This window comes from Caldalkalibacillus uzonensis (assembly GCF_030814135.1).
GTDB classification, from domain to species: domain Bacteria; phylum Bacillota; class Bacilli; order Caldalkalibacillales; family Caldalkalibacillaceae; genus Caldalkalibacillus; species Caldalkalibacillus uzonensis.
In genome coordinates, this window is sequence record NZ_JAUSUQ010000003.1 from 101,779 (window position 1) to 119,946 (window position 18,168).

16 protein-coding genes are annotated in these 18,168 nt (G+C 41.9%); 2 read left to right on the forward strand and 14 right to left on the reverse strand.

Features of this window, described 5'->3' with window-relative positions; translation table 11 throughout:
- Nucleotides 1-21 precede the first annotated feature (21 nt).
- The 9 genes from J2S00_RS05090 to J2S00_RS05130 form a co-directional block, all read right to left on the reverse strand.
- On the reverse strand, nt 22-933 hold the full coding sequence (locus J2S00_RS05090; protein ID WP_307336304.1) for a dihydrodipicolinate synthase family protein: 912 nt from the start codon (nt 931-933) through the stop codon (nt 22-24).
- Between the two features lie 6 nt (nt 934-939).
- Nucleotides 940-1,722 (reverse strand): IclR family transcriptional regulator, encoded by a 783-nt coding sequence (locus tag J2S00_RS05095; protein WP_307336306.1) that lies wholly within the window; start codon nt 1,720-1,722, stop codon nt 940-942.
- Nucleotides 1,723-1,979: 257 nt separating this feature from the next.
- Nucleotides 1,980-2,837, reverse strand: coding sequence for an SDR family oxidoreductase (locus tag J2S00_RS05100; protein ID WP_307336307.1), 858 nt, complete (start codon nt 2,835-2,837; stop codon nt 1,980-1,982).
- A gap of 42 nt (nt 2,838-2,879) precedes the next feature.
- The gene (uxuA, locus tag J2S00_RS05105) at nt 2,880-3,926 is read right to left on the reverse strand and encodes a mannonate dehydratase (protein WP_307336309.1); all 1,047 of its coding nucleotides are present in this window, start codon (nt 3,924-3,926) and stop codon (nt 2,880-2,882) included.
- 37 nt (nt 3,927-3,963) lie between these two features.
- Nucleotides 3,964-6,366, reverse strand: coding sequence for a glycoside hydrolase family 31 protein (locus J2S00_RS05110; RefSeq protein ID WP_307336313.1), 2,403 nt, complete (start codon nt 6,364-6,366; stop codon nt 3,964-3,966).
- 180 nt (nt 6,367-6,546) lie between these two features.
- Entirely contained in the window at nt 6,547-7,851 is a 1,305-nt protein-coding gene (locus J2S00_RS05115; RefSeq protein ID WP_307336316.1) for a TRAP transporter large permease, read from the reverse strand.
- A gap of 27 nt (nt 7,852-7,878) precedes the next feature.
- Entirely contained in the window at nt 7,879-8,355 is a 477-nt protein-coding gene (locus J2S00_RS05120) for a TRAP transporter small permease (RefSeq protein ID WP_307336319.1), read from the reverse strand.
- The gene (gene uidA / locus J2S00_RS05125) at nt 8,355-10,199 is read right to left on the reverse strand and encodes a beta-glucuronidase (protein WP_307336321.1); all 1,845 of its coding nucleotides are present in this window, start codon (nt 10,197-10,199) and stop codon (nt 8,355-8,357) included. The genes J2S00_RS05120 and uidA overlap by 1 nt, the downstream gene beginning before the upstream one ends.
- 101 nt (nt 10,200-10,300) lie before the next feature.
- The gene (locus J2S00_RS05130) at nt 10,301-11,350 is read right to left on the reverse strand and encodes a TRAP transporter substrate-binding protein (RefSeq protein ID WP_307336324.1); all 1,050 of its coding nucleotides are present in this window, start codon (nt 11,348-11,350) and stop codon (nt 10,301-10,303) included.
- Between the two features lie 380 nt (nt 11,351-11,730).
- On the opposite strand from J2S00_RS05130, the gene J2S00_RS05135 reads away from it, so the two are divergent.
- Together J2S00_RS05135 and iolB are read left to right on the forward strand one after the other, a co-directional pair.
- Complete coding sequence (locus J2S00_RS05135; protein WP_307336327.1) at nt 11,731-12,729, forward strand: LacI family DNA-binding transcriptional regulator; 999 nt, start codon at nt 11,731-11,733, stop codon at nt 12,727-12,729.
- Between the two features lie 153 nt (nt 12,730-12,882).
- Nucleotides 12,883-13,686 carry a 5-deoxy-glucuronate isomerase gene (iolB, locus tag J2S00_RS05140; RefSeq protein WP_307336331.1) on the forward strand — a complete coding sequence of 268 codons (804 nt, stop codon included), beginning with the start codon at nt 12,883-12,885 and terminating at the stop codon, nt 13,684-13,686.
- A 163-nt stretch (nt 13,687-13,849) separates the two neighbouring features.
- Here the strand turns inward: iolB and J2S00_RS05145 are convergent, their stop codons facing one another.
- The 5 genes from J2S00_RS05145 to J2S00_RS05165 form a co-directional block, all read right to left on the reverse strand.
- Nucleotides 13,850-14,419, reverse strand: coding sequence for a DJ-1/PfpI family protein (locus J2S00_RS05145; protein ID WP_307336333.1), 570 nt, complete (start codon nt 14,417-14,419; stop codon nt 13,850-13,852).
- 8 nt (nt 14,420-14,427) lie between these two features.
- Entirely contained in the window at nt 14,428-15,090 is a 663-nt protein-coding gene (locus J2S00_RS05150; RefSeq protein WP_307336336.1) for a bifunctional 4-hydroxy-2-oxoglutarate aldolase/2-dehydro-3-deoxy-phosphogluconate aldolase, read from the reverse strand.
- 35 nt (nt 15,091-15,125) lie between these two features.
- Nucleotides 15,126-16,088 carry a sugar kinase gene (locus J2S00_RS05155; protein ID WP_307336339.1) on the reverse strand — a complete coding sequence of 321 codons (963 nt, stop codon included), beginning with the start codon at nt 16,086-16,088 and terminating at the stop codon, nt 15,126-15,128.
- 280 nt (nt 16,089-16,368) lie between these two features.
- On the reverse strand, nt 16,369-17,643 hold the full coding sequence (locus tag J2S00_RS05160; RefSeq protein WP_307336342.1) for a TRAP transporter large permease: 1,275 nt from the start codon (nt 17,641-17,643) through the stop codon (nt 16,369-16,371).
- A complete protein-coding gene (locus tag J2S00_RS05165; RefSeq protein WP_307336344.1) occupies nt 17,643-18,134 on the reverse strand; it encodes a TRAP transporter small permease in 492 nt (163 codons plus the stop codon). The genes J2S00_RS05160 and J2S00_RS05165 overlap by 1 nt, the downstream gene beginning before the upstream one ends.
- Nucleotides 18,135-18,168: the final 34 nt, after the last annotated feature.

Here is an 18,168-nt window from a genome sequence, read left to right on the forward strand (position 1 = left end):
GAACGATCGAACTGTCAATCATTAATTTAGCAATTCTGCCGCCTGCAACATTTGTTTTAATTGCTCCCGTTTTTCTTCACTGAGAGGCCGGGCTGGAGGTAAAACAGCCGTGGAAATCTCCAATCCCATCAGGCGAATCGCTTCTTTTAGCACATTAACAAAGGGAACGTCCAGTTTGTACATCTCCATTAGTAAGGCCAAACGGCGGTGCAACTGGAGCGCCTTGTCATAATCTCCTGCTTGAAAGGCTTCGTACAAACCAACTGTTATTTCCGGGGCAAAATTGGCGCTGCCCGGGATAGAGCCGTCTCCGCCCAAAGCCAGTGTGTTGAGCAAGTGGTCGTCATAGGCGGAAAATACTGCAAATTCCGGCCGCTTCTGTTTGATTTTGACAATGATCTCCCGGTAATGTCCGGCTGTATCCAAGGTCTCTTTTACACCCATAATGTTCTCATAGTCCATTGCCAGCCGGTACAGGAAATCAGGGGTTATATCCTGGCCGGTCAACAAGGGGAAATTGTAAACCAGGACAGGGAAGCTGACCGCTTCTGCAATGCTGGCGTAGTGGGCATAGAGATGATCTTCTGCCAGTGGCCAATAATAAGGATTGATGACCAGCGCACCATCTGCACCAATCTGTTCGGCATGACGGCTCAGCTCTATTGCTTCCCTGGTGCTGGGGCTGCCGGTACCGATCATGACGGGTACCCGCTGGTCCACATACCTCACAACAAACTCTGCCACCTGCTTACGCTGCTCAAAGCTCATCTGGCTGAATTCGCCACTGGTACCCAACATCAGTAACCCGTGCACTCCGCCTTCAATTAAATAGTCCACTAACTTTTTCATTCCTGCTTCGTCTAACTGTCCTTGCTCATTTACAATGGTGGGGACTGGAGGGATAATCCCTTTAAATGGATTGATTCTTGCCATTGTGTATCATCTCCTTTGACAGGTGTATCCCAACTGGCTAGAAATAAGCTGAGCATAGTACTTGATTGTTAGGCTCAATTCCTGTTCAACACGCTCTTTGGTCATGCGGAACGTAGGACCGGATATACTAATAGCGGCCACAATCTGACCTGCATGATTGCGGATAGGGGCCCCGATGCAGCGGATGCCCTCTTCATGCTCAATATCGTCGATGGCATATCCTTGGCTGCGAACTGCGGACAGTTCTGTCAATAACTTGTTTAAATCTGTAATGGTATTCTCTGTTTTGCGGGGCATCCCTTTGCGGGAGATAATGCCTGCCACTTCATCCTCTTCCAGTTCAGACAGCAGTACCTTGCCAACGGCCGTACAATGCATCAGTACCCGGTTACCCACTTTGGAATGCATACGAATTGTAGTTTCACTCTCAACTTTTTCCACATAAACCACTTCAGCTCCATCACGGACACAGAGATGGATCACTTCATTCGTTTCCCTGCACAAAGCTTCCAAATAGGGCAAAGCCACCTTGCGTACATCCAGATGGTCCATGAGTGAACCATACAAATACAGTATTCTCAGGCCCAGCTGATAGCGGCCGGTTTTAGGATTTTGGCGGATGTATTGGCGTTCCAATAATGTTTTCAGAAAGCGGGAAATCGTGCTTTTGGGCAGATCCAAACGGTTACTCAGTTCAGTCACACCTAATCCGTCCGTTTCCTCAGCCAAACATTCAAGAAGGGTGAGGGCACGATCCACAGATTGGACTATATCTTTACGTGTACTCATTTCTTCATCCCTTTTTACGATAACTTGATGCTCACATTCCAATAAATATAGTATAAACAATCTCGGCATGGTTTTCAAAAAGAAGGGGCCGGGTTGTTTCTGCTGAGTCTGCCCCTTCGAACCTTTTGAGTATTCCTAAAATCTCACCTCTAGCATAGTAATAATGAAATGGACATAAAAAACTTGCTATTTCCTAGCAATATTTGTCATCGTCATTCCAAAAAGATTGCAGGAAATAACAAGTCATCATTGTTGTGTTAAACCCCTGAATAAGCAGAAAAACCACCATCTACAGGCACAACAATACCATTGACAAAGCCCGATGCATGATCATCCACCAACCAGAGGAGCGTTCCAATCAACTCTTCACTTTTTCCAAACCGTCCCATGGGTGTCTGGTTGATGATTTTTTTCGCTCGATCAGTATAAGAACCATCTTCATTAAGTAACAAATTTCTGTTTTGCTCTGTCAGAAAAAAACCAGGCGCTATTGCATTCACTCGTATCCCTACTTTTGAAAAATGTACGGCCAGCCATTGAGTAAAATTGGAAATGGCCGCTTTTGCCGCGCTATAGGCTGCAACTCTGGTCAAGGGTGTAAAGGCACTCATAGAAGATATATTGATAATCGTGGCCCCCTGTTTCCCAATCATATCTTGAGCAAAAACTTGAGTGGGCAACAAGGTGCCAAGATAATTAAGATTAAATACATATTCAATTCCTTCTTGGTTCAAGTCAAAGAAAGTGGTCACTTCTTTTCCTAATTGATCAAGTTCTTCAGGCCAAAAATAGTCCTTCGTGGTCGTTCCTTTAGGATGGTTACCTCCAGCTGCGTTGATCAGAATATCGCATGGTCCGAGACGCGCAATAATTTCTTCTTTTGCCTTCTTTAAAGCTCGTTTATCCAATACATCGGCATTTACACCAATCGCTCGGCCGCCGCGTGCCTGAATCTTATCAACAACCTGATCCAGCTTGGCCTTGGTCCGCCCCAAAACGGCCACCTTAGCTCCACAGATAGACAATGCCTCACAAAATGTGCTTCCTAATACACCGCTTCCACCTGTCACAACAGCCACTTTGTCGTTTAAATCAATTTTAAAAGGGACTTTCATCATTTACCTCCAAAATGAATGATGATAAGGATTACTTTACTATTATACAGTTGCTTTTTGGAGAGCTTCCCAAATGCCATTGAGGTAAGTGGCTCCCAACGCCCTGTCATACAATCCGTAGCCTGGTCTTCCTCTTTCACCCCAAATCATTCTTCCGTGATCAGGACGCATTGGCCCCTTATAGCCTATGTCATGAAATGCTTTTAACACTTCGACCATATCGATGGATCCGTCTGCCGAACGATGAGATGTTTCTACAAATGATTTTTCTCCTGTAATCCGAACGTTACGGCAGTGAGCAAAGTGGATACGACCCATTTGCCCAAAGTATCTAATCATTTCCGGTAGATGATTGCTAGGATCCGCTCCAAGAGAACCCGTACAGAACGTTAACCCGTGGTTCGGACTATCGACCAGGCTGAGTAAACGTTCTAAATTTGTTTGGTTGGTGATAATGCGGGGCAAACCGAAAATGGACCATGGCGGGTCATCAGGGTGAATAGCCATTTTAACACCTACTTCATCAGCCGTGGCTATAATATGTTTTAAGAAATATTGCAGGTTATTCCATAAGTCTTCTTCTGACACGCCTTGATATTGATCAATTAATACTTTTAACTCGCTTTTTTTGTAACTCGTATCCCATCCCGGAAGTTCTAAATCCCCAACCAGCGGGTTCATCCTTTGTATGGTTTCATCCTGATATATAAGGGTGGTTGAACCATCAGCAAATTGGTACTCTAAATGTGAGCGTGTCCAGTCAAAGACAGGCATAAAGTTGTAACAAACAACCTTAATTCCCGCTTTGGCCAGATTCCGCAATGTTGCCTGGTAGTTGGCAATATACTTATCTCTGGTGGGTAACCCGAGTTTGATATCTTCATGAACCGGGACGCTCTCTATCACTTCTAAGGTTAACCCTTTGGCTTCAATCTTGCTTTTCAGTTCAAAAATTTTTTCCAAGGGCCAAGTCTCGCCAACAGGAACGTCATAGATGGCAGAAACAATGCCTGAGACACCTGGAATTTGACGGATTTGGTCTAAAGTGACATTATCATCATCACCAAACCATCTGAAAGTCATCTTCATTATATCTCACCCCTTTAATCTCTCAGCAAATAGAATCTTAAGGAATTGCCACTTCGTATACCTGTCTCCTTTTTTGAGGTACCATCTTCCCATTGATTAACAACGGTCTTTTTTCTCCATCAGGCAAATAAAATCGAACGTCTTTATAAGGAAGGGAATAATTACCTTCCTTTTCAACTTCTATCTTGATTTGATCCTCTGCACATATCATACGTACATGTAGAAAAGTAAAATAGCCATCCCTGTAACCGTATGAAACACCATCATCCTCAAAAAGATGAAAAACACTCTCCCCTTTCTCCTGATAAGGAAATAGATAAAAACCTCTTTCATCAGCAAATTTGTCCGAAAATGATACCTCTGCATCATTTACCGGAACGATGGCTCCTTCCATGACCATTAAAGGCGTATAATCCAACGGAGCCGGAATTATAACGGTTGTTCCACTCGGGTACCATTCTCCCGTATGAAAGTTATACCAACCTCCTTCATGTTCGGGTAAATAAATTTCCCGCTCATAACTGTTTTTGTCCACCACCGATGCCACTAAAAGACTGTCTCCTAGCATAAAATCATCATTTTCTTTAAATGTGTTCGGGTCATGTTCAAAATTGTAAAAAGTTGGGCGAACAATTGGTTTACAATGCTGGTGAGCCTCATAAAGACATTGATACAAGTAGGGTGTAATCATATTACGGAACTTAATTAGTTTTCGGATAAAAGGTATAACCTCCGGGTACATCCATGGCTCATTCACGGTTCCATCATCATTCCAGGAATGAATGGTAAACCTCGGGTGAAAAATGCCATTCTGAACCCATCGTACAAACAGCTCGGGCTCAGGAGCTGGACCGGCAAACCCCCCTACATCGTGCCCGAAATTATATATTCCTGACAAACTCAAACCAATACCCATACGAATGTTGTATCTTAGCGTTTTCCATTCTGTATAGTTATCTCCCGACCAAGTCTGGGCATATCGTTGCATGCCCGGACATCCTGAACGTGAGATCAAATACGGGCGCTCATTAGGAGAATACTCTAACTGCGCTTCATAAGAGCTTTTAATCATTAACAATGTCTGCAGAGGCCTTATCAAGCCTATCTCAATTGTTTTTCCAAACCCATTTGCCTTAGCTTTGCTATCCCAAATTTCGTATTCGTTGTTATCATTCCAAGTAGAGTCAATACCGTAAGCGAGCAAATTTTTCTTAATACTGCTTTTCCACCAATTTATGGTTTTAGGATTAGTAAAGTCTAGATATGAGCCGAGTCCATCCCAAAACTGACTTATTTCCGGTTCTTTTCCATCTCTTGACTCAACAAACATTCTCTCATATTTCAGTAGGTCATAATCAGGATGAACAGTGAGCAAGCAAGGCTTAATATTAGCGCACAACTTCAAACCTTTGTTATGAAACGAACGAGTAAGCGCCTTTGGATCTGGAAATTTTGAACGGTCCCAATGAAATACACAACGTTTGTTTCCTAAAGTGGTATATCCGGAAGACAGTTGGAACGAATAACACAGAATATCATGTTGCTCACAAGAATCCACAAATTCCTGCAGTGCTGTTTGGGAATTAGGGGATTCAGTGTAAGTCATGGTAGATCCAGAATATCCGAGGCTCCATTTCGGTGGAAACGCTGTTCTTCCTGTAAGCCATGAGAATTTTTCCACCACTTCAGCAACGCTCGGTCCCAAAATAAAGTAGTAGTCCAAATCTCCGCCTTCTGCATGGTAGTAGCGGAATGGACCATGGTAATTGTCCTTCTCTTTGCCAAAATCTATGACCGACGTAGCCAAATTATCATAAAATAATCCATAAGCATACTTTTTTTCCATATTTCTAGTGATATAAAAGGGAATATGTTTATAAAGAGGATCTGTGGTTTCCGCATCATACCCCATAGGATCCATATTTAACATTCTAAATCGACGGCCATACCGATTCACATTTCCGGTTTTTTCTCCTAATCCATAATACTGTTCATCCGCCGTACGTTCCATATAATGGAATATTCCTTCACCAAGGCTGTCCAATAAATTGTAAGCCTGTGTCTGTCTGTCCCTTGCAATGGGGATCCAATCATTTTCCTTTTTGAAATACCAACTGATTTTAAATCCATCAAGATTGATCTCTGCTTTCATTTTTTTCGTCATTACATAAAAGTAATTTCCATCCTGTTCAGAGTGGGCTGGTGGAAGAGTAAATGGAGATATGTCCAGTCTGTCCCTTCCTTCGAAAGGAATGTCATCAAACCCAGGTGCAACACACCATGTTCTGTCCAGTTTCAAATCATCTTGATAAATCAATACACGAAATATATCCTCCTCAAGAACAAAAAAACGAATTTCAACAGGTTCATCTCTCAATTTAAACATAAAGCAGTTGTTTTGCTCTTTTACGAATTGAAAGGGATAGTGTTCTCTAATCATAGTACTCCTCCATAAGATATGATTGATTACTGTGTGATTCTGTTTTTGACATCGTTTTAAAAGACACTCTTATACATACCAAGAAGAGGAATTCCTTATCTGTTCTTCCGTGGTAAACACAACCAAGCTGTTTCACAAACTGAAACATATGACTCTTTGTATAACTGAAGACAACGTTTTCTAGATGAGCCCCAATAATCTCGGAATAAACAAGCTAATTTGAGGAATGTAAGTTACGAGAAATAATGTAATAATAAGTGTTATAAAGAAAAGCAGTAACGGCTTAATTACCTCCTCAATCGACACTCTCCCCACACTGCAACCAATAAATAAACAACTACCGACAGGAGGGGTCATGATACCAATGCCTAAATTAAACACCATCAAGACACCAAAATGCACTGGATCTATACCTAATTGAACTGCAATAGGCAGGAAGATAGGTGTGAAAATCAAGACAGCCGGTGTTAAATCCATAAAGGTCCCAATGATCAATAAAACCACAGTCATAATAAACATGACTACAAAGTAATTATCGGAAATAGCAAGAATCGCATTACTGAGCGCAGCCGGTATTCCTGCAATCGTCATCACCCAAGACATGATGGATGAAGCACCTACAAGAAACAGCACAATACCTGTCATTACAATAGTTTCCCGCAATATTTTGGGTATATCTCTCAACCTAAGAGAGCGATAGATCAGCGACAAAATGAAGGAATACAATACAGCAACCGCTGCACCTTCAGTGGCCGTGAAAATACCTGCTACAATCCCCCCGATGACAATCACGATCAGCAATAAGCTGGGTATGGCATCCAAAATGATTTTCATCGCTTCTTTGAAGCTGACCCGTGGAGAGACGGGATAATTCTCCTTTTTTGCGATATAATAAGCAACAATCATAACAGCAATTCCCATCAGGAAACCAGGTATATATCCCGCCATAAATAGCGCAGATATGGATGTTCCTCCACTCACAAGGGAGTAAAGAATAAAAACACCGCTTGGAGGTATCAGTAATCCAACTGGAGCTGAAGCAATGTTGACCGCTGCAGAATACGCCTTGTTATAACCTTCTTTCGCTTGCAATGGGGCCATGATGCTGCCAATAGCCGCTGCTGAAGCAACGGCTGAGCCGGATATGGAACCGAAAAGCATATTCCCTACCACGTTGGTGTGCGCCAGGGAACCTGGCAATCTGCCACTGATCAGCTTAGCCAAGTTCACCAGTCGTAAAGCAATGCCACCATTATTCATAATGCTTCCTGATAAAATAAAGAAAATAACGGCTAAAAGGGCAAAACTGTTTATCCCACCCACCATTTTTTGAGCAGCGGTAAACAAAACGATATCTATGGGAAGCACAAGCAATGCCGCCAACAACGAAGCAATGCCAATGCTAACAGGTATGGGGACACCGATGAATAGAAGGATAAAAAAACTGACAAATAGCAGCAAACCTACTTGAAGCGCTGCCTCCATCCAGGCACATCCTTTCTGTATGATTTTCTAAGTTTTCTTGATATTGCCGATCCAGTCCTTAATGTTCAAAATCTGATATATGATAATAATCACGCCAGAAATAGGCAATATTGTGTAAACATACCCCATTGGAATTTTTAAGATTGGTGAAACCTGTGTCATTGTAGAAATGGAAATGTCATAGCCTCCTTTGACCAAGATTACAGCGGCAAAACATATGACGAGCAAATCATTGATCATGCGAACAACCTGCTGCCTTCTTCCCTTTAGCTTATTTCTCAAAAAAACAATGGCCAGATGCTGATTGGTACCAAACGCATAGCTAGCACCGAGCATTGCCACCCATATCAATACAAAGCGGAGTAATTCTTCCGTAAACGTACTCGGGGCATTGAGTACATATCGACTAAAAACCTGCCACAGTGCTCCCAATACAAGAACAACCGTCAATACAGACGTTGTTATCATCAGCATTTTGTTCATGGCAACCCTGAGTTTATCCATCATCTCCTACCCCCATGGCCATCTGACTCCTGTGAGATTTCAGCAGGTGCTGTCCAGCGCTCCTTTAGCGTATAGGCACTCATTTTTGGTTGGCGCTGGCGAGTAAAAACACCTTTCCTATTCCCGTCAATACGCACGAGATCTTCTTTTGTCATGAAATCTGCAAAATTCCAGACATGCTCTCCTTTAAGATATCCAAGACGGTCAAACACCTGATGATACGCCTGAAAAAAAGACACTTGATATTCCTCAGAATACATGACAGGAGGCTGCCTGTGAAGCCCTTGTATAGTATCAACACCATATTCCGTAATCATCAATGGTTTTCCCAACGTCCGGTGCCAATCTTCTAGAAATTGTTCCAAACGGGCAGAAGCTGCTTTTAAATTGGCCATTTCTGAATACCAACCAAAATACGTATTTAACCCAATGACATCGAATAGCTTTGATACACGGCACTTTTTAGGTTCTATCAACATCAGGTTGACGATCATCAGAGGGCGGTCATCAAGCTTACGTGTTTCATCCACAAGTTTTCGAAAATAAGGTTCTGCATTTTCTTCCATTGTGGATGCTTCATTCGCTAACGACCACATTACCACACAGGGATGATTCTTGTCACGCCGAATCATGTCACGTGTCACACGTATATGATGCTCAAGCGTTTTGTCATTGATTTTCTCCTGGTGGAAAACATCTTCAAGTTCACCCATGGCAGGGACTGCCTTGCTTAACATACCTACCGCGGGCACTTCACTAATGACTACAATACCTTGACGATCGGCTATATCTAACACTTCTTCTGCATATGGATAATGAGAGGTCCGGAATGAGTTAGCTCCAATCCATTCCATGAGATAAAAATCCCTCAGGATTAATGCATGATCAAACCCTTTCCCCTTAATGTCCATATCTTCATGCTTGCCAAAACCTCGAAAATAAAATGGACGACCATTGATTAAGAACGAATTTCCTTCGACCTTCACCGTCCTGATACCAATATTTAACTCATAATGGTCAACTTCTACATGTTGTTCATCGTATAAACAAACACTCATCCGATAAAGATAAGCATCCCCCGGATTCCACAGTTGTACATCCTGTACCTTTATTTTCCCGATTTCTCCTTTACCTTCAGCGACTTTGTTTCCGGATGCATCATAAAGAAACACCTTAACTATCGAATCAGACAAAAAAGAAGGGTTCTGCTGAGAGATACAAACTTGATAATCTACAAAACCGGTATGCCCTTCAAAAGAAGTCTTTATCGTCACATCTTCAATATAGGTCATTGGTGTGGTATACAGATAAACCGGGCGATGAATTCCACTGTAATTGAAAAAATCATGTTGCTGATGCAAATCCTTACGTGAAACGCCGTCTGCGTCTTGATGAAAGGAGACCTCTCCAGGAGGAAGCATTTCCCAAGACAATTCATTGTTGACACATACAACCAAATGATTTAATTGCCCGTAATAGACAACATTAGTTATATCGGCTTCAAATGGTAAAAATCCGCCCTTATTCCTGACAATCTCTTCCCCATTAACCCATACGGTACCACTGTGTGTCACGCTCCCAAAACGTAACATAACACGACGATCAGACCAGTCCTTTGGTACATAGAAATACCTTTCATACCAAACATCACCAATATAATCTCTTAACTGGGGGTCGGTAGTGATCTCATTGTAACTGGATGGGACAGGCATCAAAATTGGACAAGGTAGTCCTTTGGAAAACCACTTAAATGATCGCCCGTGTCCATCAGGATCCGCCTGAAAGTGCCAAATACCTGACAAATCCTTACACTCTCTAGTGCGCGTTTCTCTCGGATATAACACTGACATATCTCCTATCTGTTTGATATACAAAATCGATATGCTCTGTACAAAAACAGAGCATATCGTGTTAGAGAACAATTCTTACTAGGGCAAATAAATATCTATTGCAATGCCTCAATGGCTTCCATCAAAGTATTGATTTGCGGATCTTGTCTATACTTTTCCAACATTGGCTGAACGGCTTCACGGAAAGGTTTCGGATCAGGATAATAAAATTCAACCCCCATCTCTTCAGCTTCTTTTTGGGCCACCTCTAGGGCCTCATTCCATATTTCTTTGTGATATTCAGTCGACTCCGCTGCTGCTTGAAGCAGGATTTCCTGTTGTTCTGTAGATAGTTCATCCCAGACATCTGAACTGATGACGACAATATCAGGAATTCTCGTATGTTCATTAAACGAGAACGCTTTGGCTACTTCGCCATGGCCACCAGTCGTTAATACTGTGACATTACTTTCAGCACCATCCACAACACCTTGTTGAAGATCTGTGTATATTTCACCGTACGGCATAGGGGTGGGTGCGCCGCCCAAAATCTCCACTAACTCAATCTGCGTTGGACTATCCATCACACGAATTTTTAGTCCTTTTAAATCGTCTGGATGCATAATTGGTGTATCTACAGTGTAAAAACTTCTCGCACCTGAATCGTAGTAGGTCAAACCAATAAATCCCTGTTCCTTTGTTGCTTGATACAATTCCCGAACAGCCTCTGATTCCATCGATCTATAGAAATGATCCCGATCCATAAAAACATAAGGCAAACTGAACACCGCATATTGTGAAGCAAAATTTTCGAGGGACGCAGCACTTACCTTCGTTATCGCAACACCTCCTGCTTGTACCTGCTCTAATACCTCTCTCTCATCACCAAGTACACCATTGGCAAAAATATCAAACTTAATTTCTCCGTTTGTACGCTCTTCTACAAGTTCCGTAAACTTTACCAATCCTAAGTGAACAGGATGTTCTTCACTTAAGTTATGCGCGAGGGTAAGCTTAAAAGATTGAGCACCAGATTCGCCATTACCAGCATCATTCTCATTATTCCCTTCATTCATTGGTGCTGTTTCATTGCCACCTTCCTGGCTACATGCTACTAACATTAGCATTAGAACGATCATACTAGTTAAGACTAGAAACCGTTTCATTATAAAACCCCTTTCTCATGACTTAATTTTTAGAAAGTAATAAACTACCACATGAATTTTGAGATATTTTTTTAAAAGGTTAACGCTTACAATGCACCACGAATAATTGCTCTTTTAATAAAGCAGACTATTAAGTTTAATTTTGAACGAACAAATTAAGTGCAATCCTTTAAAGGTAGCTTAACTCTCATCCTCCTCTCAACGGAATACCAAAAAGTATATGTTTTCTGAAATAACAACGTTGTTATTTTTAATGATAATGATAAACTCTACATTTTGTCAATATTCTTTAAAAAACATTTGATAGAAAAAAATAAAAACTTGACAAATAATAGAGTACTATAGTTTAAATGAAATAAGACCTTACATGGGGGTTTACTATGGGTGTAACAATCAAGGATATAGCCAAAAGAGCAGGTGTCAGCTATTCAACCGTATCAAAAGCTTTAAGAAACAGCCCGTTGGTCAAGGAAGATACGAAAAAGAAAATCATCAGTATAGCCAATGAACTGGGCTATCAACCCAATGTTGCTGCACGAAGCCTCGTTTCAAAGAAATCATGGACCGTCGGGGTAGTGTGGCCTACGGTTGAACGTGTTGCGCCATCAACGTTAATCACGAAAATCAATGAAGAATTGGAGAAGCATGCATATACTACTCTTGTTTCCATTAACAAAATTGATACGGCTATCGAAACGTTCCATCGGTTTCAGGTTGATGCAATCCTTGTCTTTTATGATCGAGATGACATTGATATTGAATCTCTGCCTCAGCACTCCAACATCCCTATTTTGTACTATGGAATCGCTGGAAGTTCACCTTTTCCAACTATAGACGTTAACCGAAAAAAAGCCATCCAGCTAGCTGTTAATCATCTTTCCGAATTAGGTCATAAAGATATCGCCTATATAGGTGATCTGGCAGAGCGGGATCTTTTTCAAATCGAAAAAGTTAAGAGTTTTAAAGAGTCCATCCAGCAGCGGGGAATCGAGTTAAGGCAGGATATGATTGCCCAAATTAATGGTTTGGAGTCTCATGATGGTTATCTGGCAGCCAGAAGCATGCTGCAAAAAAAACAAAGGCCAACCGCCCTCATTAGTGCCAGTTATGATTTAACAAGGGGAATTTTACGTGCTGTCAATGAAGCAGGGCTTAATATTCCAAAAGATATCTCTATCGTTTCCTACGACAATATCCCCCAGATGCAAAACCTCGTTGTTCCTGTTACCATTGTCGGAGTGGAATTAACTGATATAACAAAGAAAGTGACAGAAATTTTGCTGCAAATGATTGAATCTAAGGAAGTTCCAAGCGCCATTTATTTAGAACCGGAGCTCGTGGTAAGGAAATCAAGTGCCCCTCCTAAAGACGTCTTGTAATTAGCAGCATGAGTTATATGATTCATGCTGCATTTCCTTTTAAAAAAGTTTAATTGGAGTTGCAATGTTGAAAAAAAAATAAAAATAAGTTATATTCAACTATAACAACGTTGTTATTTGTGATAATTTTAACTTAATAAGGAGATGATGATTTTGAGTCGCTTCCACAGAGCTCGTTATGTTGAAGGCTACCAAGACATTATTCCTGAAGAAGGCATCCTATTGAAATATTTAGCCTTTGGAAAAATCTCACTTAAACAAGGGCAGAATTATTCGAGTCAAACTGGCAATTATGAAACAGTCCTTGTAATAATGACCGGGACGGCAACTATTGTTTCTGAAAATAAGAAATGGGAGCATTTAGGCGGCAGAAATACTGTTTTTGATGGGAAAGGAACAGCAGTCTATGTGCCATGTCAATCCGAATATAAAGTGTATGCGGAATCCGATGTACACATCGCAGTTTGCAAAGCCAAAGCGGAAGAAAAGTTCGAACCTTTTGTCGTTACACCTGACGAGATAGTGATCCATCACCGTGGGAAGGAGACTTGGCAACGGGAAGTTCATGATATTATCGCCGATAACGCTGACGGTCGTGTACAGCGAATTGTCTTGGGGGAAACCTTTAATCATCCAGGACACTGGTCTGGATACCCCCCCCATAAACATGACGGTGAGTTTTTTCCCGAGGAACCTAATTTAGAAGAAGTATATCATTTTCAAGTAAATCCTGAGCAAGGATTCGGTGTACAATTACACTATACCAAAGATGGAAGTATAGATAATGCTTATATTGTACGCCAAGGAGATACCTTTGCCATTGATAAAGGCTACCACCCTGTGGCAGCAGCAGGTGGTTATCAGGTGTATTATCTGTGGTTTATGGCGGGTAATACCGGACGAACATTAAATCCCTATGAAGATGCCGATCATAAATGGCTACATCATAAAAAATAACATTGATCAATTATTTAACTGAATCCATTTCATCCGTTGACCCCAACAGTCTCAAAGAATTTTAGGAATGAAAAAAGGAGTACCTCCCCAAATCTCGAATAAAGTAATTGAGCAATAAAACTCTAGAGATTGGGGGATGACTCCTTATGTTTTGATTTACATCTCAATGTCTATCTTTTATAACTGCTAAAAATTGTTTCATAAACTCAGGCAAGTCTCTCCACGTTTGGCCAGATACCAGATTTCCATCTCTATAAACCAGCTCATTGATAAATTCTGCCCCTGCTTGCTCTACTTCATAACGGCATGTTGGAACAGCAGTCATCTTTCTCTGTGTCAAAAGTTCCTTTAATTCTGGAACCAGGAAAACGATGGCTCCGTGACAAATAACGCCTATAGGTTTATTTTCCCTTAAAAAATGTCCGACAATATGTGGAGTCTCCGGTTTTGTACGAATATGTTCAGGAGCTCTTCCGCCAGGGATCATGAGTGCATCATAATCTTCAGGATTCACGTCGCTAAATTTTTTCTGCGCAGGAACTCGATAGGCTAACCTTTCGGTTGAAATCTCCATAATGCCAGGCTGTCTGTCATGTACAACAGTTTGTACCTCATCTTTGTTTGGTACTGCGACTGTTACCTCAAAACCTTCTTCTCTAAAACGATATAACGGATAAATCACTTCCAGTGTCTCTGCAGCGTCTCCCGTTAAGATGAGAACCTTTTTACTCATCACTATCATCACCTTCCCTTTTGCTTGTTATTTTTAACCTTTTTGATTGTGTTCACAAACTGGCTGGCTAGATCAGTCAGCTGATCGTACGCTTTTTGATTGATGAGATCAGGTTTTAACAGGGCGCCCCCTACACCTACAGCCACAGCCCCGTTTTCAATAAATGCGGGGATGTTGTCCAGGTTCACACCGCCTGTGGGCATGAGCCGGATATGGGGTAGCGGCCCCCGCAGTTCTTTAAAATAACCAGGCCCCAACACAGAGGCTGGGAACACTTTGATCAAATCCGCCCCACTGCGATGGGCCTGAACAATTTCAGTGGGCGTCATGGCTCCCGGAATAGAAATTCTGTTGTGCTTAACAGTTTCTGCTACAACATCGTGGTCATAATGGGGAGAGAATACAAAGTCAACGCCGCAATCAACCGCCTGTTTGGTCTGTTCTACTGTCAGCACTGTGCCCGCTCCAACGAGAACTTTATCTCCAAATCTGCCTTTCAAGCTTTCAATCATCTGTGGAGCATCTTCAGAATCAAAAGTAATTTCAAGGGCTTTGACTCCGCCGTCTACCAGGGCTTGGGCAATGGCCTCCACTTCAGCAGAGGGCGGCCGACGAACAACAACCACAAGACCACTGTCCAACAACTGTCGTAACACCTGTTCTTTTTCCATCCTTATCCTCTCCCTTGTTTAAATATAGACTAAATTTAACGTACAACGTCCTGTCTAGTGCCATTGTCCTCTAGTTTCTGCTGTACCTCAGCCCAATAAGGCAGTCCTTCCACATCACCGCTGACTCCCACCACTATGGCGCCTATCGCATTGCCCAAACGTACAGCCTCTTGGATCGTCCAACCACGAAGCAATCCGCTCATAACCCCTGCGGCAAATCCGTCACCAGCACCGACAGGATCAACGACTTCCTCAACCGTAAAGCCTGGAACGTAACCTTTTTCTTGACTGTTAGTGTAATAGGCACCCTTTGCGCCCAGTTTAACAACAAAAGTTTGCTGTTCATGGGCACGCAGAGCGTCCACAATTTTTTCAGGTTGTGTTTCTCCGGTTATGAGCTGCCCCTCTTCTACGCCGGGTAAAACAATGTCGGCCTGACGAATCAAATCGAGCAGCACAGGCTTGGCTTCTTCTATGGACCATAACTTAAGACGAATGTTGGGGTCAAACACAATTTTGACTCCCTTCGCCTTTGCTACCTCTATCGCTTTATACACAGCTTCCTTGGCCGATTGACTGAGCGCTGGGGTAATCCCAGACAGATGCAGCATTTTGGCCGATCCGATGTACGTTTCATCAAGTTCGTCCGCTCGCAGTAAACTTGCTGCTGAACCTTTGCGGTAATAGTATACATTGATGTTTTTTGGAGTTAATTTTTCCTTAAAAAATACCGCAGTGGGGGCTTGATCTGTATAAATGCACCGACTGGTATCCACCCCTTCCCCTCTGATAAATTTCTCAATGTAACGCCCAAACGGGTCATTACCCAACTTGCTGAACCAGCCCACCTGATGTCCCAATCGCGCCAAACCAATAGCTACATTGGACTCGGCACCGCCAATCTGTTTGTAAAACTGATGGGTATACTCAAGCGGTACTAACCGGTCTGAACTAAATAGCACCATGGTTTCACCGAATGTAGCAACGTCTAATGTCATTACCAGTCCACCTCGATCTTCACTGTCTTCTGCTTGCAGCTGATATTTAGCTTCATTTACTGTAATAAAGTTTATTGTTTCTTATTTTCCGATAATCAGAACGATGTTCCGATAAATTGATAAAAGAAAAAACGCTTACAACGATACATATTATTTTACAGTAATCTATTCTGAAAAATCAAGACACATTGTATCTACAACAGTGGCACAGCCACCCGTATCCGTGTCTTCTGATTTGTCTTTTATTTCTCATGTTTCAGCTAAAAAGTGACAAAATCATCTAGTTTAATAACTGGACCAGCCACGTGGACAACCAAGGGACATAACTAATGATCAAAACATTTATGATCATAACAAGCAAAAACGGGATAATAGCTTTTGTAATTTCAATTAAGCTGATATTGGCAATTTGACATGAAATAAAGAGATTAACGCCTAATGGTGGTGTACACATTCCAATCGCTAAATTAACAATCATAATAATCCCAAAGTGTACAGGATCAATGCCCATATGCATGGCAACAGGCATTAGCAACGGAGCCAATAGAATGATAGATACGGACGTCTCAATAAACATACCGATAAACAACAGTAAAGCATTGATGATTAATAAAAAGATAATTGGCGAATCTGAAATACCGGCAAAAAATGAAGCGGCCATTTGCGGTACACCTTCACGGCTTAGGATCCATCCAAACAAGCCAGCATTAGCAATGATAAACATAATAATGGAAGACATAACAACAGAACGGCTGAGCAGCTGAATGACTTCTTTCCACTTAATTTCCTTGTATACAAATACGCCAACGATGAACGCGTAAGCAACAGCAACGGCCCCTGCCTCAGTGGGTGTAAACACACCACCATAAATACCACCCAAAATGATAACAGGCATAATCAAGGGTAACAAAGCTTCCTTAAACGCTTTTTTACGATCAGCCCAAGTGATATTTGTATCTCCCTTATATCCTCTCTTCTTGGCGATGATATAGACCGTTAAAAGCAATGAGATTCCAATAAATATGCCCGGGATAATTCCGGCAATAAACATGTCCCTAATGGAGGTTTCTGTCGTTACCCCATAAAGGATCATTGGAATGCTAGGAGGAATAATAACCCCTAATTCACCTGATATGGATTGAATCCCACCGGAAAAATTCTTATGATAACCACGTTTAATCATAGCAGGTATCAAGATAGAACCGATAGCCGCCACTGTTGCGGCACTTGAGCCTGATACAGCTGCAAAAAACATGGAAGTCACCACCGCAACAAGCGCCAGTCCTCCCGTCATGTGACCAGTTAACGCATTTGCAAAGTTGATCAGCCTTTGAGATATTCCACCGGCTTCCATTAATGTCCCAGCTAAAATGAAAAAAGGAATGGCCATCAACGGAAACAGATCAACGGAGGTGAACAATCGTTGAGCAACGATAATCAATGGTATAGTTCCGTCCCACCATATGGCGATCGTGGAGGCAAATCCGAGACTGATTGCAACAGGCACACCTATAAAGAAGAGTGCAAACATAGCGATAACCAACAATAAGGCCATTAACTTTCAGCCTCCCCTTCTTCTACCGTATATAATTCAATAATAACAGCGATTCCATTAATGATTAGCAATACAGCCCCAATAGGTATTGCGGCATAAGCAACAGACATCGGCAGTTGCATGGCCGCTGAAACTTGATTATGGACACGCTCCATAACTTCCAAACCTTTGATAAGAACAATAATAAAAAAAACAATTCCAATACCATTAGCAACCGTTTTTATCAATCGTCTAGTGTTCTTGGAAACACTCTCAGCGATCACTTCAATGGCGATTAATTTTTGGTGGCGCAGAGCGACAGCCGCCCCAAAAAACACTGTATAAATCATAAGGAAACGTGCTAATTCTTCTGACCAAGGCAATGGTAATCCTAAGAAAAAACGCGAGAAAACTTGAAAGAAGATAACAACGGACATGATACCCAGAAAAAGACCCATGATGATCGTTAAGTATTTGTTAAATATATCAATGTAGCGTAAAACGACCCGCATAATCTCCTCTCCTTCATCACTTCAGAAGAGAGAG

What these genes read in the sequence shown, in the direction of transcription:
- J2S00_RS05095 (WP_307336306.1), bottom strand. Translation starts at nt 1,722, where the DNA reads ATGAGTACACGTAAAGATATAGTCCAATCTGTGGATCGTGCCCTCACC.
- J2S00_RS05120 (WP_307336319.1), bottom strand. Translation starts at nt 8,355, where the DNA reads ATGGATAAACTCAGGGTTGCCATGAACAAAATGCTGATGATAACAACG.
- J2S00_RS05110 (WP_307336313.1), bottom strand. Translation starts at nt 6,366, where the DNA reads ATGATTAGAGAACACTATCCCTTTCAATTCGTAAAAGAGCAAAACAAC.
- J2S00_RS05150 (WP_307336336.1), bottom strand. Translation starts at nt 15,090, where the DNA reads ATGGAAAAAGAACAGGTGTTACGACAGTTGTTGGACAGTGGTCTTGTG.
- uxuA (WP_307336309.1), bottom strand. Translation starts at nt 3,926, where the DNA reads ATGAAGATGACTTTCAGATGGTTTGGTGATGATGATAATGTCACTTTA.
- J2S00_RS05165 (WP_307336344.1), bottom strand. Translation starts at nt 18,134, where the DNA reads ATGCGGGTCGTTTTACGCTACATTGATATATTTAACAAATACTTAACG.
- J2S00_RS05090 (WP_307336304.1), bottom strand. Translation starts at nt 933, where the DNA reads ATGGCAAGAATCAATCCATTTAAAGGGATTATCCCTCCAGTCCCCACC.
- J2S00_RS05100 (WP_307336307.1), bottom strand. Translation starts at nt 2,837, where the DNA reads ATGAAAGTCCCTTTTAAAATTGATTTAAACGACAAAGTGGCTGTTGTG.
- J2S00_RS05160 (WP_307336342.1), bottom strand. Translation starts at nt 17,643, where the DNA reads ATGGCCTTATTGTTGGTTATCGCTATGTTTGCACTCTTCTTTATAGGT.
- J2S00_RS05155 (WP_307336339.1), bottom strand. Translation starts at nt 16,088, where the DNA reads ATGACATTAGACGTTGCTACATTCGGTGAAACCATGGTGCTATTTAGT.
- J2S00_RS05130 (WP_307336324.1), bottom strand. Translation starts at nt 11,350, where the DNA reads ATGAAACGGTTTCTAGTCTTAACTAGTATGATCGTTCTAATGCTAATG.
- J2S00_RS05145 (WP_307336333.1), bottom strand. Translation starts at nt 14,419, where the DNA reads ATGAGTAAAAAGGTTCTCATCTTAACGGGAGACGCTGCAGAGACACTG.
- J2S00_RS05135 (WP_307336327.1), top strand. Translation starts at nt 11,731, where the DNA reads ATGGGTGTAACAATCAAGGATATAGCCAAAAGAGCAGGTGTCAGCTAT.
- J2S00_RS05115 (WP_307336316.1), bottom strand. Translation starts at nt 7,851, where the DNA reads ATGGAGGCAGCGCTTCAAGTAGGTTTGCTGCTATTTGTCAGTTTTTTT.